Annotated in this window: 15 protein-coding genes; 6 read left to right on the top strand and 9 right to left on the bottom strand. The window is 57.6% G+C overall.

What is annotated here, in order from left to right:
• Together queF and P3B99_003120 are read right to left on the bottom strand one after the other, a co-directional pair.
• Positions 1-429, bottom strand: coding sequence for a preQ(1) synthase (gene queF, locus P3B99_003125; GenBank protein ID WYJ08119.1), 429 nt, complete (start codon positions 427-429; stop codon positions 1-3).
• A gap of 1 nt (position 430) precedes the next feature.
• Positions 431-1,414, bottom strand: a complete 984-nt coding sequence (locus P3B99_003120) for a 2-enoyl thioester reductase domain-containing protein (protein WYJ08118.1) — start codon at positions 1,412-1,414, stop codon at positions 431-433.
• A gap of 124 nt (positions 1,415-1,538) precedes the next feature.
• Here P3B99_003120 and P3B99_003115 point away from each other — a divergent pair, with 124 nt between their 5' ends.
• Positions 1,539-3,563: a M3 family metallopeptidase gene (locus P3B99_003115; GenBank protein WYJ08117.1), complete on the top strand. Its 2,025-nt coding sequence runs from the start codon at positions 1,539-1,541 to the stop codon at positions 3,561-3,563.
• Positions 3,564-3,629: 66 nt separating this feature from the next.
• Here the strand turns inward: P3B99_003115 and lnt are convergent, their stop codons facing one another.
• The 5 genes from lnt to lepA all read right to left on the bottom strand — a co-directional run bounded on the left by lnt (position 3,630) and on the right by lepA (position 12,082).
• Complete coding sequence (lnt, locus tag P3B99_003110) at positions 3,630-5,501, bottom strand: apolipoprotein N-acyltransferase (protein WYJ08116.1); 1,872 nt, start codon at positions 5,499-5,501, stop codon at positions 3,630-3,632.
• Positions 5,489-8,518, bottom strand: a complete 3,030-nt coding sequence (secA, locus tag P3B99_003105) for a preprotein translocase subunit SecA (GenBank protein ID WYJ08115.1) — start codon at positions 8,516-8,518, stop codon at positions 5,489-5,491. Before secA ends, lnt begins: the two co-directional genes overlap by 13 nt.
• A gap of 102 nt (positions 8,519-8,620) precedes the next feature.
• The gene (locus P3B99_003100) at positions 8,621-8,953 is read right to left on the bottom strand and encodes a hypothetical protein (protein ID WYJ08114.1); all 333 of its coding nucleotides are present in this window, start codon (positions 8,951-8,953) and stop codon (positions 8,621-8,623) included.
• Between the two features lie 47 nt (positions 8,954-9,000).
• The gene (gene lepB, locus P3B99_003095; GenBank protein ID WYJ08113.1) at positions 9,001-10,242 is read right to left on the bottom strand and encodes a signal peptidase I; all 1,242 of its coding nucleotides are present in this window, start codon (positions 10,240-10,242) and stop codon (positions 9,001-9,003) included.
• Positions 10,243-10,282: 40 nt separating this feature from the next.
• Entirely contained in the window at positions 10,283-12,082 is a 1,800-nt protein-coding gene (gene lepA / locus P3B99_003090; GenBank protein ID WYJ08112.1) for a translation elongation factor 4, read from the bottom strand.
• Between the two features lie 143 nt (positions 12,083-12,225).
• On the opposite strand from lepA, the gene P3B99_003085 reads away from it, so the two are divergent.
• Entirely contained in the window at positions 12,226-12,981 is a 756-nt protein-coding gene (locus P3B99_003085; GenBank protein WYJ08111.1) for a superoxide dismutase, read from the top strand.
• Entirely contained in the window at positions 12,978-13,496 is a 519-nt protein-coding gene (locus P3B99_003080; GenBank protein WYJ08110.1) for a DUF308 domain-containing protein, read from the top strand. Before P3B99_003085 ends, P3B99_003080 begins: the two co-directional genes overlap by 4 nt.
• Positions 13,497-13,727: 231 nt before the next feature.
• Here the strand turns inward: P3B99_003080 and P3B99_003075 are convergent, their stop codons facing one another.
• Positions 13,728-14,882 carry an iron-containing alcohol dehydrogenase gene (locus P3B99_003075; GenBank protein WYJ08109.1) on the bottom strand — a complete coding sequence of 385 codons (1,155 nt, stop codon included), beginning with the start codon at positions 14,880-14,882 and terminating at the stop codon, positions 13,728-13,730.
• A 146-nt stretch (positions 14,883-15,028) separates the two neighbouring features.
• On the opposite strand from P3B99_003075, the gene P3B99_003070 reads away from it, so the two are divergent.
• The 3 genes from P3B99_003070 to nagB all read left to right on the top strand — a co-directional run bounded on the left by P3B99_003070 (position 15,029) and on the right by nagB (position 17,865).
• The gene (locus tag P3B99_003070; GenBank protein ID WYJ08108.1) at positions 15,029-15,808 is read left to right on the top strand and encodes a hypothetical protein; all 780 of its coding nucleotides are present in this window, start codon (positions 15,029-15,031) and stop codon (positions 15,806-15,808) included.
• Positions 15,809-16,183: 375 nt separating this feature from the next.
• Positions 16,184-17,092 (top strand): PIG-L family deacetylase, encoded by a 909-nt coding sequence (locus P3B99_003065; GenBank protein ID WYJ08107.1) that lies wholly within the window; start codon positions 16,184-16,186, stop codon positions 17,090-17,092.
• The gene (nagB, locus tag P3B99_003060) at positions 17,083-17,865 is read left to right on the top strand and encodes a glucosamine-6-phosphate deaminase (protein ID WYJ08106.1); all 783 of its coding nucleotides are present in this window, start codon (positions 17,083-17,085) and stop codon (positions 17,863-17,865) included. Before P3B99_003065 ends, nagB begins: the two co-directional genes overlap by 10 nt.
• Positions 17,866-18,069: 204 nt before the next feature.
• Here the strand turns inward: nagB and P3B99_003055 are convergent, their stop codons facing one another.
• Positions 18,070-19,449, bottom strand: coding sequence for a hypothetical protein (locus P3B99_003055; GenBank protein WYJ08105.1), 1,380 nt, complete (start codon positions 19,447-19,449; stop codon positions 18,070-18,072).
• Position 19,450: the final 1 nt, after the last annotated feature.

Raw genomic sequence — 19,450 nt, 5'->3', positions numbered from 1 at the left:
TTACGCTTCTGGCTTTTTGCCGTGCTCGGCTTTCACCGTGATTGCGATTCCGCCGCGGGCGTTGAATTCGCCTACGACCCTGCACCAAACGGGGTCGAGCGCTTCCACCAAGTCGTCGAGGATTATGTTCGTGAGGTGCTCGTGGAAACAGCCCTCGTTTCTGAACGACCACAGGTAGAGTTTGAGCGACTTGCTTTCGACGATTTTCTCGTTCGGAACGTACGCGATTTTTATCGTCGCAAAGTCGGGCTGTCCCGTGGCGGGGCAGAGGCATGTGAACTCGCTCGTTTCAAGCTCGACGGTGTAGGGGCGGCCTTTCGCCTTGTTCGGGAATGTTTCGAGCCTTTTGGAGGGCTTCGCCTTTTTTCCGCCGAGAGCCGCGCCCAGAAGCGTCAGGTTTGAGAGGTCTTTTTTCTGCGTTTTTTTCATTTTAAAATTCTATCATTACCTTGCCCGACCGCGAATTTTCCATGGCGCGGGCGAGCGCGTTTTGAATGTCGGCGATTTTGAAGACCGAGTCTACGGGGGCTTTGAGCGTGCCGTCCTTTATCATGCCGAAAATTTTTGCGTAGACGGCGTCTACTTCGGCTTTCGAATGCGTGCGCTGCCATTTGTCCCACCAGAAGCCGCGCAGGGTGAGGTCGTTGAAAATGAGGAAGCGGGTGGGGAAGCGCACGGGGTCGCCGACCATTCCGCCGATTGTAACGACCGTCGCCGAGTCTCCCATCGCCTTAATCATGTTCGAGACGCTTGCTCCGCCGATTTGGTTTAGTCCGAGCTTCAGCTTGCCGCCGGTAAGCTCCTTGATTTTCTTTGCGTCAAATTCGGCTTCGTCAACCACGATGTCCGCGCCGATTGCCTCCAAGTCGGCGCGTTTTGCCGCCGCGTTGCGCAGCATGTTGACGGTTTTGATTCCCCGCGCCCTGCACATTTGTATCGCAAAATATCCGAGCGCGCTCCCCGCGCCGTTTTGTATGAACCAGTCGCCCTCGCCGAGCTTTTCGAAATTGTCGAGAATGCACAGCGCAGTGGGCGGATTTACGAACGCCATCGCGCATGTGTCGAGCGGAAGCCCGTCGGGAATCTGCACGAGTTCCGCGGCGTCGCAGACTTGGTATTGCGTCCACGCCCCCGGTTCGGGCGGCAGCTTCACGCGCGAGCCTATTTTCGGAGACTCCGTTCCCCCGCCGAGCGCGACGACTTCGCCCACGCCCTCGCGCCCCGCGATTGCAGGCAGCGGGCGCAGCCTTCCGTACGAGCCTCCTATCATTCCGAGGTCGGACGGGTTTACAACCGCGCGCAGCAGTTTGACGACCGCCTGACCTTTTTTGGGTTCGGGCACGTCTACCGTTTCGGCGCGGACTACTTCGTTGGGCTTCCCGTAGGAGCGGTGTATTGCGGCTATGCTTTTCATGGCTTGTATATTTTCATGCAAGTTCGGGCGAATCAATTTTATTTTTATCGGAAAGCGGAATTGGCGCGCAAGTTTTGCCGATAAAAATATTGCCTTTGCCGCGCGTCGGCAAAAATATGTTTTCATGAAAGACGGATTTTTACAAGACTGCATTCCCCCGCGCTGGAGCGCGATGAGTCCCGACCGCGCCGAAGCCGACATTCGCGCGGCTCTCGCCGAGGCGGAGAAAAATTTGGACGCCGTGCGCAAAACCGCCGACGCCCCCGAACCCCCGACATACGCCTCCACCGTCCGCGCCCTCGACCGCGCTTCGGATTCGCTCGACAGGGCGTGGACATACCTCAACCACCTCCAAAGCGTTGCCGACACCCCCGAACTCCGCGCCGCCCTCAACGACCTCATGCCGCTTGTTTCCGACTTCTATTCGGCTGTCGATTTGGACGAAAAGCTGTACGCGGCAGTCGCGCGCTTCGCCGAAACTCCCGAAGCGAAATCCCTTTCGGGCGACAAAAAACGCCTGCTATCCGAGACGCTCCTCGACTTCGAATTGAGCGGAGCAAAGCTCCCGCCAGACAAAAAGGCGCGTCTGCGCGAAATAGACTCGCAGCTTGCCGTAAAGACGCAGAAATTTTCCGAAAACGTCCTCGACGACACCCAGCGGTTCGTCCTCAAAATCGAAAACGAGTCCGACCTCGCGGGGCTGCCGAAAACCGCCGTCGCCGTCGCCCGCAAAAAGGCGGCGGAAAAGGGCTTCGAGGGCTGGGCGTTCACCCTCGAACAGCCGTCCTACGTCCCGTTCATGACCTACGCCGACAGCGACGCGCTCCGCGAAAAACTGTGGCGCGAATTTTCCGCCGTCGCCGCTTCGGGCAAACACTCCAACTGGGGGCTTATGCGCGAAATTCTGTCGCTCCGCGCCGAGAACGCCGCGCTCCTTTCCCGCGCGAATTTCGCCGACTCAGTCCTCGAACGCAGAATGGCGAAAAACGGCGCGACAGCCGCGCGTTTTGTGGACTCTCTTACCGAAAAATTCGAAAAGCACTTCCGCGCCGAGTGGCGCGAACTTGTCGATTTCGCCCGCCAAAACGGCCTTTTGGGCGCGGGCGAAAAGCTTCCGCCGTGGCGCATTGCCTACGTTTCCGAAAAGCTCCGCGCGGCCCGCTACGGCTTCGACCCCGAACAAATGCGCCCCTACTTCCCGCTCGAATCGGTGATGTCGGGAATGTTCGAAATTTGCGGGACGCTTTACGGGCTGAAAATTTCGAAATTCGCGGGGAAGTCCGACGTCTGGCGCGAAGGCGTCGAAACCTACGAAGTCCGCGACGCGGGCGGCAGGACGCTCGGCATTTTCTACGCCGACTTTTTCCCGAACAGGCAGAAACGCGCCGGCGCGTGGATGAATCTGCTTTCCCAGCGCGACGCAAGCTCTCCCGCGCTCGGGGTCATTGCCGCAAACATCACCGAGGGCGCGGACGGCGAGCCGCCCCTGCTTTCCGTTGACGAAGTTGAGACGCTTTTCCACGAGTTCGGGCACCTTGTGCACTTCTTCCTCATGGACTCCGAGGAGGTCGGCTTGCGCGACGTCGCGTGGGACTTCGTCGAGCTGCCGTCGCAGATTATGGAAAACTGGGTGCACTTCAAAAACTGCCTCGACATTTTCGCGCGGAACTGGAAAACGGGCGAAAAAATCCCCGACGAACTCTTTGCGAAATTCGACGCGTCGCGCAAATTCATGGGCGCTTCCGCCTCCATGCGCCAGCTTTCGTTTGCGAAAATCGACTTGGACATGCACATAAACTCCGCAAAATATCTCGATTCCGCAGACATAGAGCAGACCGCCCGCGATACTCTCGCCGCCTATTCGCGCGACACCTCCGAGCCTGTGCCCTCAATTCTTCCGCGCTTCACCCACCTTTTCGGAGACCCCGTCGGATACGCCGCCGGATACTACTCCTACAAGTGGGCAGAGGTTCTCGACGCCGACGCCTTTACGCGCTTCGAGCGCGAGGGCGTGCTGAACCCCGAAACGGGGCGCGAGTTTGCCGATAAAATCCTGCGCGTGGGCAACACAATAGACGCCGACGCCGCGTTCAGAAACTTCATGGGGCGCGACCCCGACGTTTCCGCGCTCGTCAACCGCTCCGTTTAGCGCGGATTTCAGAAAAACAAAAAAAGCCGCATTTTGCGGCTTTTTGTTTTTTTGCATTGCGCAGTATTATTGAGCATTTGCGCGGCGCATGCGTTTTGATATTTTGCGTATCAGGCTTCTTGTTGCCAAGTATGCAAGGTTAACAAAACACAGCCCGACAAACCAGTCTCCGTGTCTTACATAGAACGTGTCGCCCGCCCTGAAATTCTTGTAGAATACGACGTCGGCAAAGCCCGCGCCCCTGAAATATATGCTGCCGTCGGAGTCGAGCAGGGGGCTTGAGCGTCTGATTTTAAGCGACTCGGGTTCGAGCGCGTTTCCGTAGGGGTCGGCAATTTTAAGCGCGGGGGCGGGGGAGGGCGTGTCGGCGTTCCACGTCGAGCCGTCGGCGTTTTTGAGCGTGAAAGACGGCCTCATGTTTCCGTACTGGTCGAACACCGCGCTCAGCCCGTTGTTCGACGACCTCATGAGCGGCAGTCGCGTAGAGACCGCCTGAAACGCCGAGTGCGCCGCATGCTGCCACGCTCCGCCTTCGCGCCCGTACCACGAGTCGTTCGTGCAGACGAAAAGCATGTCCGCGCCCGCCTTTGCGGTTTCGCACCCGAGCTTCGGGAAGATGTCCTCGTAGCAGATCAGCGCGCCCACTTTGTATTTTTTGCCGCGTATTTCCGCCTCCAAAAGCACGGGTTCGCTGCCCGCTTTCATGTCGCCCGTCGGCACAACCTTGCCGAGCCACTTGCACCACGACGGCACGTATTCGCCGAACGGCACAAGCCTGCGCTTTGCGTAGAATTTTTCGTAAAGCCCGTCTTTGGGCGACACCGCGAAAGCCCCGCCCTGCGCGGTTTTTTCGGCGAAGTCGTACGCCATGTTGCCCATGATTATCGGCATTGCGTTTTTTGCGGAGAGCCGCTCAATCCACTTTTGCATTGCGGGCGTTCCGACGACGGGCCAGCGCGGCGGGGTTGCCGCTTCGGGCCAGAGCGCGACGTCCGCCTGCGCGAGTTTCAGCCCGTCGGTAAGGCGTTCTATTATTGCGAGGTTGCTTTCGGCGAGCTTTTCGTCCCACTTCAAAATTCCCGCGAAGTCGGTCTGCACCATTCCCGCGCAGAAGGCGGTTTCGCGGTTTTCGGGGCGCGGCATTTTGGAAATGTAAATCCACACGCCCGACATCGCAAGAGCCAACGCCGCGTAGAATTCGGGAGAGAATCGCGAGTACGGAATTTTGCCCGCAAAGTTGCTCGACATCTTCCACCTCTGCCACTCGAAAAGCCTGTAAACGTATTCGGCGATTGCAAGATTGAAGAAAATCAGCGTAAAAGACACAATCCAGACGCCGCCGTATTCCGCCGACTGAATCGACGCTGGTCTGAGCCACTGCGAATGCGCCAGCAGATTCCACGGGAAGCCCGAAAACATCCACGACCTCGCCCATTCGAGCGCGACCCATAGCGACGCCGCTCCCGCCAGTTTGACAAGCCGCGCCGCGTGGTTTTCCCCAAGCGACGGCAGCATTTTCGGCAGAAGCGCAAACCACGGAAAAACGAAAAGCCCCGCGATTATTAGCGGCAGCAACACTGCCGCTGCGTAGCCCGCGGGCGGGTAGACGTGGCGCAGCCACACGAGGATTGCAATCCACGCCGCGTACGAACCCGCGAATGTGGAAACGAGCCAGATTTTTTTGCCGCGTTTCTTTTGCGCTTCGGAATCGCGCGGGTCGGTTTTGTCGGCAAGTCCCGCGCGTTCGAGCGCGGCGCGTCTTTGCGCCGCCTCGTTTTTTCCGCAGAGGAAGCGGCACGCGAGTATTGCGGGAACGGCGAAAACGTACGCAAGCTCCGCCGCTCCGAACGGCTCGAACGCCGCAACGTACATGCAGAAAGAAAATGCGACGGCGATGACCGCCGCCGCATTTGCCGAAGATTTTTTTATTTTTCCCATTTCAGAAGTCGCCAGCCCTCTTCGAGAATCAGGCGTTCGGCCTTTTTGAATTTCATCGTCTGCACCTCGCTGCCCTTGGCGATTGTAACGGTGTCGTTGCGCCCGATTTTCGGCAGCTCTATGCGTGCTTCGATTTTCGGCAGCTCGACCTCCTTTTTCGGCGCGGGCTTTTCGGGTTGCGGCCGCGCTTCGGGGGCGGGCTGCTGCGCGTTCTGCGCGGCGGCTTCCGCCCGCTGTTCGGCTTGCGCGGCGGAGGCGTCCACCTTTTCGCGCAGTCTGTCGATGAGCGTTTGGAGCACTTCCATGCTCGACGCGCTGCGGAAAATCCCCATGCAGACGTCGTTGCGGATTCTGCCCATGAGGGCTTCGAAGCATTTGTACGCCTCGCTTTTGTACTCGTTGAGCGGGTCTTTCTGCCCGTATCCGCGCAGTCCTATGCTGCGGCGCAAATCCTCCATTTCGGTGAGGTGGTCCTGCCAGTTTTTGTCGAGCGCGCGCATGAGCACAAAGCGTTCGATTGCTTTGAGAGCCTCGGGGTTCTCGATTTCCTCGCGGATTTTATAGACCGCGCGGATTTCGTCGACGACGGTTTTCGTGATGTCTTCGGGCGATTTCCCTTCGAGCTGTTCGGGGATAATCGCAATCGGGAAGCGGCTTGTAATCCAGCTGCAAAACGCCTGCAAGTCGGCGGAGTCGGGCGCGGAACCGTTGGGCGAGATTGTCGCAACGCGCTCGTCAAGCTCGTCGCAGATGATGTCGAATACGAGCTTGCGCGGGTCGTCCGAGTAGAGCGTTTCGTTCCTGAGACCGTAGACGATTTCGCGCTGTTTGTTGAGCACGTCGTCGTATTGGAGCAGGCGTTTGCGCATCGAGTAGTTCTGCGCCTCGACCGTTTTCTGCGCGCGCTCAATCGAGCGGTTGAGCAGGGGGTGGTCGAGCGGCTGACCCTCTTGGAATGTCTTTTGGAGGATTCTCGCCAGCGGGCCGCTGCCGAAGATTCTGAGCAGGTCGTCTTCAAGCGACACGAGGAATTTCGAAAGCCCGTTGTCGCCCTGGCGCGCGCAGCGTCCGCGCAGCTGTCTGTCTATGCGGCGCGACTCGTGGCGTTCCGTGCCCAGAACGTAGAGTCCGCCGAGCTCGTTGACGCCCTCGCCGAGCTTGATGTCGGTGCCGCGTCCCGCCATGTTTGTGGCGATTGTCACCGCCCCGCGCTGGCCCGCCATTGCGACGATTTCCGCCTCCTGCTGGTGGTGCTTTGCGTTGAGAACCGTGTGCTCTATGTTGCGGCGTTTGAGCATGCGGCTGAGAACTTCGCTCGCCTCGACCGACGCCGTGCCGACGAGCACGGGCTGGCCGCGCTTGTGCGCCTCCTGAATTTCGTCGATTGCGGCGTTGTATTTTTCGCGGCGCGTTTTGTAGATTACGTCGTTTTTGTCGATTCTGCGGCAGGGCTTGTTCGTGGGAATCGCCATTACGTTAAGCCCGTAGATGTCGTGGAATTCCTGCGCTTCGGTTTCCGCCGTGCCCGTCATGCCCGCGAGCTTTTCGTAGAGGCGGAAGTAGTTTTGGATTGTGATTGTGGCGTACGTTTTCGTTTCCTTTTCGATTGCCACGCCCTCCTTAGCCTCCACCGCCTGGTGCAGACCCTCGCTCCAGCGGCGGCCGTACATAATGCGCCCCGTGTTGGGGTCTACGATGTGCACCTTGCCGTCTTGCACGACGTATTCGATGTCCTTTTCGTAAATCGAGTACGCGCGGAGCAGCTGGCTGATGCAGTGTATGTATTCGGAAAGCTTGATGAAGTCGTCTTCGGCCTTCATTTTCAGTTCCTGACGCTTCTGCGGGTCGAGCGATTTGTCGGAGTCTATGTTCACGAAAATCGTGGGGAGGTCGGGCAGGACGAACGCGTCGGGGTTCTGCGGCGCGACGGCGTTTCTGCCGCGTTCGGTGAGGTCGCTCGTATGCTGCTTTTCGTCGATTGTGTAGTACAGCTCTTCCTTGTACTTGAAGCGGTCGAACTTGCGCAGGTCGGACGCCATTTCCATGTCGATTTTGTCGAGCTTTTTGCGGAGGTCGCCGTTTTCCATGAGCTGGCGCAGAATGCGGTTCTTGGGCGCGCCCATTTTGACCTGCCACATTTTGATGATTGTGGCTTCGTCTATTTCGCCGCCTTTTTCCGCCGCCGCGCGGACTTCGTTTATGAGCTTGTTGCAGAGCGCGACTTGCAGCTTTACGACGCCCTCGATTGCGGGTTTAAGCTCGTTGAACGGCGGCTCGTGGTCTTCCTGAATCGGGCCGGAAATGATGAGCGGCGTGCGGGCTTCGTCGATGAGGATAGAGTCGACTTCGTCGACGATGCAGAAGTAGTGCGGACGCTGCACCTGCGCCTCTTTGCTCGACGCCATGCCGTTGTCGCGCAGGTAGTCGAAGCCGAATTCGCTTGCCGTGCCGTAGGTGATGTCGGCCTTGTACGCCCGCGCCTTTTCCTCCATGTCCTGCATGTTATAAATCCACGACACGCTTATGCCGAGGAAATTGTAGAGGTAGCCCATCCATTCCGAGTCGCGCTTGGCGAGGTATTCGTTGACCGTCACCAAGTGGCAGCCCTTGCCCGTGAGCGCGTTGAGGTAGAGCGGGAGGGTAGCCACAAGCGTTTTGCCTTCGCCGGTCGCCATTTCGGCAATCATGTTTTTGTGGAGGGCAATGCCGCCGATTAGCTGCACGTCGTAGTGCACCATTTGCCATTCGATTTCGTGTCCGCAGACTTCCACCTTTTTGCCGCAGAGCCTGCGGGCGGCGTTCTTTACCGTCGCGAAGGCTTCGGGCAAAAGCGAGTCGAGCGATTCGCCGTTTGCGTAGCGTTGTTTGAACTCGTCCGTCTTTGCGCGGAGCTGTTCGTCGGTGAGCTTTTGGTACTGCTCTTCGAGCGCGTTGATTTTTGCGATAATCGGGCGAGTCTTCTTGTAGAATTTCTTGTAGTGGCTGCCCGCGAAAAGTTTGATTATATTTGCCAGCATGATGTTTTAAAAATTGAAAAAAATAAGCGTTGCGGCGCGTCGTTGCGCCGTTTGTTCCCCGCGCCGACCGCGGCGCGGAACTTCGAAAAACGGATTTTGAAACTACGCCGCCGACGGCGCGCGTATCGCGTTTGCCTTTGACGAAAAAACGGGATTCCCCGCCGAAAAGTCTCCCTCCGCTGTCGCCGCGCCTTGCGCGGGCATTCCGAACGCCGACGCGCCGTTTTCGCGGGCGACCGCAAGAATCGCCACATACGCGAGAATGTCCGACGCCTCCATGTGCCGCGCCGACGCCCACGAGACTGTTTTGACCACATGCGCGTTCGCTCCGCCGTCCGAATGCGGGAGGTACGGCGCGTCGATTCCGCACACGCTCTGCACGCATGCGACCATGAAGCCGAATGCAATCGAAAGACTGTGCGCGAGTTTCAACATAAAAAATCAGGGCGCGAGCTTAGCGGGAAAGTTCGTCCGTGCCAAGCCTATTTTGTAGCCCCCCAGCGCGACGTGAACGGGTAGAATATAATCAGCGACTTCCCCACAATCGCCTTTTCGGGGACTTCGCCCCAGTAGCGGCTGTCGAGGCTGTTTGCGGAGTTGTCGCCCATTGCGAAGTAGTGCTTGGGCGAGATTTTCGCGTTTCCTCCGTCGCGGAAGACGCCCTCTTTTTTGTAGCCGCAGTAAAGCCCCGATTTTTTCGCGTTTGCCTCGAACGCGGGCGAGCCTTCGATTGGCTTTCCGTTCCTGAAAAGCGTGTCGCCCTCAACCGCGAGCGTGTCGCCGCCCTGGCCTACGAGCCTTTTGATGTAGTATTTGTCGTCTGGAACGCCGCCGTTCATTTGCGTCATGCCCTCGCAGTATTTTGTGCGGAATACGATTGGGTCTCCGATTTTCGGCTTTTTGAAATTGTATGTGAACCTGTCCACAAAGAGCATGTCGCCGCCGAGAATGTCGAAGTTCAGGTATTTTTCGCCCTTTTCGACTTTACCGAGGCTCATAAGCCACGTCCCGTTTCTGTTGACGATTGACGCCTTTTCGAGGTCGAACGCCTTCGACATCACTTCGTCGAGCTGGAAGTCTGCGGGCAGGGCGAGTTCGGTTTTTTTGCCGTTTACGAAAAACGTGTAGAATCGCTCGTACGTCGGCCACACAAAGTACTTTTTAACGGGGCGCACCTCCGATGCAAACACTCCGCGCCCGCGCATGCCCGACGGCGCGTTGACTTCCACAAACAGCTCGCCGCTTTCGGGGGCTGTGAGCGAGTAGTTGTCGGCGGCGATAGCCGCAAAGCGCCAGATTTTTTCGGGGAGGTTCGGCGGGGGAGTTGCGTCGTTGCCGTTGTAGACCACGCTCGTCATTCCGTAGAACGACGGGTACATTGAGTTTGTCGGAATTTTGAAGGGCTGCAAAAAGAAGCTGCGGATACCTATTGCGAGAATCCCCGCAACAACAATCATGTCGGTGTAGTCGGCCCACGAGGAGAGCGGGTAGATTGTGCCGCCGCATTTGCGCATGAGCTTTTCGAGCGCGTCGGCGCATTTTTCGTACTCCTCCGTGCCCACCTTGCCGTCGTCGATAAGCCCTTCGAGCTTTTCTATCGACGCCGCAAGCGACTTTGCGTCGGACTCCGCCACTACGTCGCAGCGGTAGTTGTAGACTTTGTACGCCGTGCCGAGCAGGTCTTTTGCCCGTTTCTGTTTTTTGCTTTTGAAAAATCCGAACATTTTGCGTTTTCCTTTCACCGCCCGCGCTTTTTTTCCGCGGCTACGCGTTTGATTTCAGCACGTTCACGAACGCCTCCTGCGGAATCGACACTTTGCCGATTTGCTTCATGCGTTTTTTGCCCTCTTTCTGTTTTTCGAGCAGTTTTTTCTTTCGGGTGATGTCGCCGCCGTAGCATTTTGCGGTAACGTCCTTGCGGAACGAGCCTATCGTTTCCCTCGCTATGATTTTTCCGCCGATTGCCGCCTGAATGGCGACCTTGAACATCTGTCTGGGCAGAATGTCTTTGAGCTTTGCGCAGAGCGCGCGCCCCTTCTGCTCCGACTTTTCGACATGCACGATTGACGAGAACGCGTCTATCTGCTCGCCGTTTACGAGAATGTCGAGCCGCACGAGTTTCGATTCGACATAGCCGTCCATTTCGTAGTCGAGGCTGCCGTATCCGCGCGTTATGCTTTTGAGCCTGTCGTTGAAGTCGATGAGGATTTCGTTGAGCGGCATCGAGCACACGAGCATTACGCGGGTGTCGTCTATAAGCTCCGTCTTTTGGCAGAAGCCGCGCTTTTCCGAGACGAGCGCGAGCATGTCTCCGATGGATTCCGTGGGAATCATGATGTTTGCCACAATCATCGGCTCGTAAATCGCCTTGATTGTGGTGGGGTCGGGCAAGCGGCAGGGGTTGTCGATTTCGATTTGCGTGCCGTCTTGCAGGTCGATTTTATAGACCACGCTCGGGTAGGTCGAGATGATGTCGAGGTCGTACTCCCTGCGCAGGCGTTCCTGGACTATTTCCATGTGGAGCAGCCCGAGGAATCCGCAGCGGAAGCCGAAGCCGAGCGCGACGGAAGTCTCCGCCTGATACACGAGCGCGGAGTCGTTCAGTTGCAGTTTTGCTATTGAAACTTTCAGTTTTTCGTATTCCGACGTGTCCACGGGGTATATGCCCGAAAACACCATCGGCTTCACCTCTTTGTAGCCGTGGAGCATTTGCTCGGCGGGGTTCGCCGCCGACGTGATAGTGTCGCCGATTCTGATGTGCGCAACCTCCTTGATGTTCCCCACGATGTAGCCCGTGCAGCCCGCGTCGAGCGTGGGTTCGGAGGTCATCGACGGCGTGAAGCGGCCGACTTCCTTGACGGTCGTGCGGCGTCCGTTGCTCATGAAAACTATTTCGTCGCCGGGTTTAATCGAGCCGGAGAACACGCGGACGTAGCAGATTACGCCCTTGTAGGCGTCGAAAATGCAGTCGAAAATGAGGGCGCGGACGGCGGGATAGTCGGCAAGGCGGGGAGGGGGAACGCGGTCGATAACGGCGTCGAGAATTTCGTCTATGCCTATGCCCGATTTGCCGCTCGCCAAAATTGCGTCTTCGGCGGGAATCGCCAGAATGTCCTCGACCTGTTTTTTGCAGAGGTCTGGCTGCGCGCTTGGCAAATCGACCTTGTTGATTACGGGGATAATTTCGAGGTTCTGCGCAACCGCCAAGTGGGCGTTCGCCACCGTCTGCGCCTCGACCCCCTGCGCGGCGTCGATGAGCAGAATCGCGCCCTCGCACGCGGCGAGCGAGCGCGAAACTTCGTAGGAGAAGTCTACGTGTCCGGGGGTGTCGATGAGGTTTAAAAGGTATTTTTTGCCGTCGCGGACGTATTCCATCGTAACGGGGTGGCATTTGATTGTGATGCCGCGTTCGCGCTCCAAGTCCATGGAGTCGAGCATTTGGTCCTGCATTTCGCGTTTCTGGATAGTGCCCGTCCTTTCGAGCAGACGGTCGGAGAGCGTTGTCTTGCCGTGGTCGACGTGCGCGATAATGCAAAAGTTTCTGATGTTTTCCAAATTTTCCATCTGTATACGCTAATACTTTCCACAATCTTAAATTTCCGCTCCCTTAGCAAGCACTTTTTAACGCGGCGGCGCGTCGGAGGGCGGAATGCGCCTGCGGAGGGAGGGGGGCTTTATTTTTCCGCAATGCGTCCGATATATTTTGCATGAAACTTCCGTTTGCAAAATATCCGTCGATAGCGTTCGCGTCAGTGATTTTCGCGTTTGTGTCGTTCGGGGCGGAAAACAATCAAAATGAAGACAAGACAATGAAATATACCCTTACCCCTCTGGAATATCCGGAAAACGCCCTCGAACCGTGGATTGACGCCGAAACCGTCGCGCTCCACCACGGAAAGCATCAGGCGGCGTACGTCGAAAAGCTCAACGCCGCGCTCGCGTCGGAGCCTTCGTTTAAGTTCGACGGTTCGGTCTGCGAGCTGATTTCAAACCTCGACGCCGTTCCCGTGTCCATTCGTGCGGCGGTGCGCAACAACGGCGGGGGAGTCGCGAACCACGAATTTTACTGGCGCGGGCTGTCTCCGCAGAAGACCCACCCGTCGGACGAGCTTTTATGCGCAATTAAGGATTCGTTCGGGTCTTTCGAGAATTTCCGGAAGACGATGACGGCGGCGGCGATGGGGCAGTTCGGCAGCGGCTGGGCGTGGCTCGGTGTGCTTCCCGACGGCAAGCTCAAAATCTGCGCGACGGCGAATCAGGATTCGCCCGTCATGGGCAAGGACGTCGCGCCGTGCGGCATGAAGCCCATTCTCTGCTTCGACGTCTGGGAGCATGCCTACTATATTAAATACCGCAACCGCCGCGCCGACTATGTTGAAGCCCTCTGGAATTTGATTAACTGGAAGCGCGTGAGCGAGCGTTTCGACAAAATCTCCAAATGCGGAAAGGTGGTAAAATCATGAGCAATCGGGCGAAAATATGGAACGTTCTTTATGTAATAGTGGGCGCGTTGTGCATTTGCTATCCGCTGGCAAGCTCGTTTTCGGTCGAAATCATCGTGGGGATTGCGATGCTGTGCGGGGCGTTCTTTGCGCTCGCGGGCATTCCGTCGTCGGGCGGATTTTGGCGCGGGCTTCTCTGCATTGTGCTTGCGGCGATATACGCAATAGGCGGCGCGTGCATGCTGATGTTCCCCTCGCTCGGAATAGTCGCCGTGGCGGTCGCGCTGGGGGCGGTGTTCTTCGCCGAGGGCGTGCTGATGCTGGTGTACTGGTGCGCGGCGCAAAATTCGGCGGTCGCGCTGTTCAATGCGGTGATTAGCCTTGTGCTGGGAGTTCTTGTGCTCGCGAACATTTCCGACGCCCTGTGGTTCTTGGGCGTGCTCGTCGGAATCGACCTCGTGTTCAGGGGGATTTTCGGCTTCATGGGAAGTCCGAACAAAACCCCGATTTGCAAACACTGCGAATCAAAACAATAGGATTCGTTCGGCGAAGCAAAGAATATTGCGCTTTGCAAAAATCGGGAGACATTGAACGCGCCGCCCGATTTTTTTTGCGCCCCGTTCGTACGGCGGCAGGGGCATTTCAAAACGCGCCCGTCCAGAACGCGTCGCCGCAATGCGGCTTGGCGTTTGCGTGGAGGGCGGACACAAAAAACGCCCCGCATTTTCGGCGCGGGGCGTTTTGCGTTTTTTGCCTGTCTGGGGGGCTTAGAGTTTCAGTAGCTTTTCGACGTCGGCGGGCGTGATGTCGGCGTTTTCGCCGAGCGCGGTGAAGTGTTTTGCGACGTTCGCTGCGACCTTTGCGGGGGCGGCGTTTGCGTCGATTTTGTAGTCGGCAAATTCCGTCCCGATTTTCATCTTCTTGAAGAATTTTACAATCGCTTCAATCGTTTTGTCGATTGCCGCCTTTTTGGATTTTTCGGAAATTCCGAACACGTTTCTGCCAAGCTGCACGATTTTATCGCCCTTCGCCGCCCGCTTGTACGAGAGCAGCTTCGGCATGACGACCGCCAGCGACTGCGCGTGGTCTATTCCGTAAAGCGCGGTGATTTCGTGCCCGATAAGGTGCGTTGCCCAGTCTTCGGGAACGCCCACGCAGATGAGCTTGTTCAGCGCCATTGTCGCCGAGAACATGATGTTTGCCCGCACTGCGATGTCGTCCTTCTTTTTGAGGGCTTTCGGGCCTTCCGCCACGAGCGTGCGCAGGATGGTTTCGGAGAATCCGTCCTGAATGGGGGCGTCGGAGGGGCGCGTGCAGTACTGCTCCATGACGTGCACGAAAGCGTCTACTACGCCGTTCGAAATCTGCCTGTCGGGGAGGGTGAGCGTGAAAGTGGGGTCGAGCACCGAGAACACGGGGAATACGAGGTCGCTCGCAAAGGCGAGCTTTTCGGAGGTCGCCCTGCGGCTGATGACGGAGTTCGGGTTCATTTCCGAGCCTGTCGCGGGGATTGTGAGCACCGTTCCCAGCGGGAGCGCCTCTTTGACGTTGCTTCCGTACGACGTCAGAATGCTCCACGGATTTTTGCCCTTGAAAGGCACGGCGGCTGCGATGAATTTGCATGCGTCTATCACGCTTCCGCCGCCGAGAGCCAGCACGAAGTCGAGCCTGTTTTTACGCGCAACTTCGACCGCTTTAAGGCATGTTTCGTATTCGGGGTTAGCCTCTATTCCCGAAAATTCCACGACTTTCCTCTTGCCGAGAGCCGCGACCGTCTGGTCGTACGAGCCGTTTTTCTTGACGCTTCCGCCGCCGTATACGAGAAGCACCCGCGCCTTTGCGGGAACGAGCTGCGCCAGCTTCGAAGTCTCGCCGACTCCGAAAACGAGTTTGGTGGGATTGTATAATATAAAAGAGTTCATAATTTGAAAAGTATCGGCATTCCCCGCAAAAAGTCAAGTAGATGTCCCGCCTTTACTTACGCCCGCCTCGCGGCGGATTCATTTTTGTTTTAAAAAAGCTTTACATTTGCAAAAGCGCGATTAGGATAACTTTCAAATTTATGAATATGAAAAAATTCACCCTCATCTCTGTATCCCTTATCCTTGCGGCTGCTTCCGCATTTGCGTGGACTAAGAAAAGCGAAAATACCGGCAACCTCGGGCGCATGTACGTAAGCCTCGGCGGCGGCGTAAACATGGCGAAAGTCAAGGCTGACGGCAATACCCTCAACCCCACCGGCGGGTACGGCGAAGCCGTCATCAATGCCCCCGTATTCAAACCCGGCGTAAACGCTTTCCGCGACATTAAATGGGCTGGCGTAGACGCCAACGCATTCTTTAATTACGACTATTCCGGCAAGTTCAAGGTTAACGACGACCTCAGCGGCGTCGCTTCTAACACATATTCCGTTGGCGTAGGTCTCACCCCCTATCTCAACATCGAAACAAAGCTTCCCGCTCTCAAAGCAATCAAGCCCTTCGGTATCGCATATGCGGGCTACGCTTGGAACGACGTTTCCTCCGACCAGTCCACGGGCACTGACGGCTCTTCCAACTACTTCATCTACGGCGTAGGCGGCGGCGTCGAATTCGTAATTCTCGACCAGCTCTCGTTCACTCCCACATGGCAGTGGAGGGGCAATGCGGAATCGGGCAAGGCGTGCTACCAAGTCGTAACGGCGGAACTCGCATACTGGTTCACGGAACAGTTCTGCTTCTCGGCTTTCTGGACGCACAACTTCGGCTATACCGACACATACATAGACGGCAACGGCGACCCTGTTAACGTGAATTACAGACACGGTGACATCATCGGTCTGAAATTCAAAATCGGTTTCAACAGATAATCTAAAACACTTTGAAAAGGCCGCCCAATCGGGCGGCTTTTTTTGTGCTTAAATGCTAGCACGCGCATAAATCCCGCGCGGGTGTTGTCATTCCGCCCGTGGGCTGGGGCGTTTTTTTGTTTATGCAAAACGTTGCCTTGTTTCCTGCGCGTGTCGGGCGCGTAGTGGGGCGGATTTTCGCCCGCCGCTTTTTTTTTGCATTCGGCTGAGATTGCAATGACCGCCTCCGAATTTCTCCGCCGCCGAAGCGGCGATTGTAAAATGCGGCGCGCTGTTTGCACACAAAACGCCGCACTTTTAACTATTTTGATATTCGCGCAAGTGCGCGGTTTTTTAAATTGAATACCGAAACGCTCGCGCCTATGTTTCGGAACAATGAAAACGTATTTCGAGTTTATTAAAAATGTGCGCCAAAACGTCGAGTCCGCAAAGCTCGTCAAGACGGGCAAATCCGCGGCGTTCGGCGGAAAACGCCTCTCCGACTTTGTAAAGACCGACTTGGACGAGCGCAAACGCCTTGCCGCAAAACTTTCGAAAATCGGCTTGAAACCGACCGTCCTCATCTTCGCCCCGCACCCCGACGACGAGTGCATGAACTCCCTGCCTCTTCGCTTCATGACCGAATGCGGCTTCGACGTAATCGACGCCGCTGTAACGCTCGGCTCGAACAGGGCGCGGCAGAAACCGCGCAAGGCGGAGCTTGCCGACGCCTGCGACTTCCTCGGTTGGGGAATGTCGGTTTTCGGCTTCGAGCGCATTGCAAAAAAGACGCGTTCGGGCGAGCTTGAATACTGGGCGGAATGCGTCGGCAAAGTCGCCGCGCTAATCGAAAGGAAAAAGCCCGCGGTCGTCTTCGCGCCGCACCCGCGCGACTGGAACAAGTCGCACATCGGAACGTCGCTGCTTGTTTCCGACGCGCTGAAAACGCTGTCGTGGAGCGGTGTGTACATTCAGACCGAACTCTGGCAGGCGATGGAGAACCCGAACCTGCTCTCGGAGGTTTCGCCCGAAATTTTGGCGGCGATGACGGGCGCGCTTTCGTGCCACACAAAAGAGGTCGAGCGCAACCCCTACCACCTGAACCTCGTCTCGTATTTTACCGACAACGTGCGCCGCGGTGCGGAAATCGTCGGAGGGCAGGGCGGCGACGCCCCCAAGTTCGCGTTCGGGCAAAACTACCGCGTGCTCGCGCGGCGCGGGGCGGCGTGGAGGCCCGCGTTTGCCTCGAAAATCCTCACGGCGGAAGAATCGGTCTCGACACTTTTGGAGCAGCTATGGAAATAAACATATACCCCGACAGGCTTGCGGCGGGAGACGCCGCCGCGGATTTCGTTGCAAACGCGGTCAAGAGGAATCCGCGCATCGTGCTCGGTTTGGCGACGGGCGAAACACCGCTCGGACTCTACGCGAACCTCGTCAAAAAGTACGAAAGCGGCGAGCTTAGTTTTTCCAAGGCGGTTTCCTTCAACCTCGACGAATACGTGGGAATTGGGCGGGACGACAAAAACTCCTACGCCTACTACATGCGCTCTAATTTTTTCGACAAAATCGACATCGACCCCGCCGACACCCACATACCCGACGGCACTGCGGAAAACCCCGTCTTTGCGTGCGCCGCGTACGAAAGGGCGATTAAAAACGCGGGCGGAATAGAACTGCAAATTTTGGGAATCGGCGGCGACGGCCACATAGGCTTCAACGAGCCGTCGTCTTCGCTTGCGTCGCGCACGCGCATGAAGACGCTCACGCGCGAGACCGTGCGCGACAACGCGCGGTTTTTCGGAGGCAATCCCGACTCCGTTCCGAGGCATGTTTTGACGATGGGCGTAGGCACTATCATGGAGGCGGAGACAATCGTCATGCTCGCGTTCGGAGAGTCTAAGGCGGAGGCGGTCGCCGCCATGGCGGAGGGCGCGATAACTTCGATGGTGCCCGCGTCGGTTTTGCAAATGCACCCCAACACAAAGGTGTTTCTCGACGAAGCCGCGGCGTCGAAGCTGAAACTGCGCGACTACTACAAATGGGTTGCCGAGCGCAAGCCGTTTCCCGAAGCGTAAATTTCCCTCGATAGATAAATGCGGCGCGTCTCCCCGCGCCGACTCATAGTATAATAGCAGGCAAGCCCCGCGATTTTTCCGAATCGCGGGGCTTGTGTCTTTTGAAATTTCACGCTTCGGCGCAAAAATTTTCAAACGCCCGCGCACCGCGGGGAAGCCGAAAGCGGGGTTTGCCGCCGCGTTCGGTTCTGAATTTTTGCCGCGTTAGAGGACTATTTTTATGCCCTTGCGCATGTAGGTCGGCACGTCCAAGTCAACGCCGTTGCGGATATTCGGCGGCGTGTCCTGAAAGAATCCGCGCTGTTGCGAAAGCTCCATGAATTCGAATTCCGTCTGCGTCTTGGGAGATTCGGGGGCTTTTTTCTTTTTGCGCCCGAAGCCGAAAAACGACTTTCTGCCTTTCTCTTCGGGTTCGGCGGGCACGGGGGCGGGCGTGTTTGCCGCCGCGCTTGCAAGGGGCGCAGCAACTTCGACCTTTTCGTTCGATGTGATGGTATCGTCCTTTGCTTCTGGCATCGACACGTCGTCGGAAGCCCGTTCTTCCGCCGCCGCGCTTTGCGCTGGCGCGGGGGAGGCGGGTTGCTCGGCTTCGGCTTCCGCCGCCGTTTGGGCTGCGGGCTGCGCCGCGGGCTGTACGGGTTTTGTCTCCGCCGCGGGCTTTGGCGCGGACGGGCACGGGCCCATTACACAGACTTCGATGTTGTCGGAAAACGCGTCTTCCGCCGCCGCTCCGAACGCCATTCTTTCGGGTCTGCCGAATGCGTCGGAGACGCTTTCGAGAAGCATTTGCATTTTGTTCATCTCGAAATTTTTTCCGCAGCGCAGGCTCAAAACGAGCGATTCGGGCTTCGCGCCGTCGGGCAGCATGGGCGATTTCGAAAGCTCGGCGACCGCCCGCGCCACAGCGTCATCGCCGGCGCCCGTGCCGTACGCCACAAACGCGCGGGCGTCCTCCCTTTTCGGAAATACTTTCGAAAGCGTCGGGAAGTCCACGTTCACAATTCCCCTTGCCGAGAGCATTTTTACGAGAGAGGCCGCCGCCGAAACCACGTTTGCGTTTGCCGCCGCGAACGCCTCGGCAATCGGCGCGTTCAGCCGCGCAAGGATAAGGTCGTTGGGCAGCGCGAACGCCGCGCGGCAGTGCTTTGCCAAATAGTTTTGCGCCCTGAACGCAAGCGTCTGCCTTTGCGAGCCTTCGACCGAGAGCGGCAGAACCGAAAACGCGAACACGGCGCAGTCGGGGGTTTGCGCGGCGATTTTCGAAATCATGGGGGCGACTACGCTTCCCGTGCCTCCGCCAAGCCCCGCCAGAAGCACGAGCAGCCTTGCGCCGTCGGCGAGCGTTTCAAGCTCTTTTGCGTGCGCGACTGCCGCCTCTTTTGCCGCCATTGTGTCGGCCCCCGAACCCTCGCCGTTTTCAATCAGCGCGATTTTGACGGAAGCCGCCGAGCCTTCCACCGCCGCCGCGTCGGTATCGACCGCCGCCGTTGCGACGCCCGCGGGGAGTTCGGGCGCGAGGTCGTTGAGCACGGCGATTCCCGCGCCGCCGACGCCCGCGATTTTTATTTGTGAAGTTGCAAGCATG

The sequence above is a fragment of the Opitutia bacterium KCR 482 genome (genome assembly GCA_029269845.2).
Taxonomy (GTDB): Bacteria; Verrucomicrobiota; Verrucomicrobiia; order Opitutales; family Intestinicryptomonadaceae; genus Merdousia.
This window is presented reverse-complemented; position numbering and strand designations above follow the sequence as displayed.

Excerpts from the sequence above, each read along its gene's own strand:
- queF (WYJ08119.1), bottom strand. The coding sequence starts at position 429 with ATGAAAAAAACGCAGAAAAAAGACCTCTCAAACCTGACGCTTCTGGGC.
- P3B99_003120 (WYJ08118.1), bottom strand. The coding sequence starts at position 1,414 with ATGAAAAGCATAGCCGCAATACACCGCTCCTACGGGAAGCCCAACGAA.
- P3B99_003115 (WYJ08117.1), top strand. The coding sequence starts at position 1,539 with ATGAAAGACGGATTTTTACAAGACTGCATTCCCCCGCGCTGGAGCGCG.
- lnt (WYJ08116.1), bottom strand. The coding sequence starts at position 5,501 with ATGGGAAAAATAAAAAAATCTTCGGCAAATGCGGCGGCGGTCATCGCC.
- secA (WYJ08115.1), bottom strand. The coding sequence starts at position 8,518 with ATGCTGGCAAATATAATCAAACTTTTCGCGGGCAGCCACTACAAGAAA.
- P3B99_003100 (WYJ08114.1), bottom strand. The coding sequence starts at position 8,953 with ATGTTGAAACTCGCGCACAGTCTTTCGATTGCATTCGGCTTCATGGTC.
- lepB (WYJ08113.1), bottom strand. The coding sequence starts at position 10,242 with ATGTTCGGATTTTTCAAAAGCAAAAAACAGAAACGGGCAAAAGACCTG.
- lepA (WYJ08112.1), bottom strand. The coding sequence starts at position 12,082 with ATGGAAAATTTGGAAAACATCAGAAACTTTTGCATTATCGCGCACGTC.
- P3B99_003085 (WYJ08111.1), top strand. The coding sequence starts at position 12,226 with ATGAAACTTCCGTTTGCAAAATATCCGTCGATAGCGTTCGCGTCAGTG.
- P3B99_003080 (WYJ08110.1), top strand. The coding sequence starts at position 12,978 with ATGAGCAATCGGGCGAAAATATGGAACGTTCTTTATGTAATAGTGGGC.
- P3B99_003075 (WYJ08109.1), bottom strand. The coding sequence starts at position 14,882 with ATGAACTCTTTTATATTATACAATCCCACCAAACTCGTTTTCGGAGTC.
- P3B99_003070 (WYJ08108.1), top strand. The coding sequence starts at position 15,029 with ATGAAAAAATTCACCCTCATCTCTGTATCCCTTATCCTTGCGGCTGCT.
- P3B99_003065 (WYJ08107.1), top strand. The coding sequence starts at position 16,184 with ATGAAAACGTATTTCGAGTTTATTAAAAATGTGCGCCAAAACGTCGAG.
- nagB (WYJ08106.1), top strand. The coding sequence starts at position 17,083 with ATGGAAATAAACATATACCCCGACAGGCTTGCGGCGGGAGACGCCGCC.
- P3B99_003055 (WYJ08105.1), bottom strand. The coding sequence starts at position 19,449 with ATGCTTGCAACTTCACAAATAAAAATCGCGGGCGTCGGCGGCGCGGGA.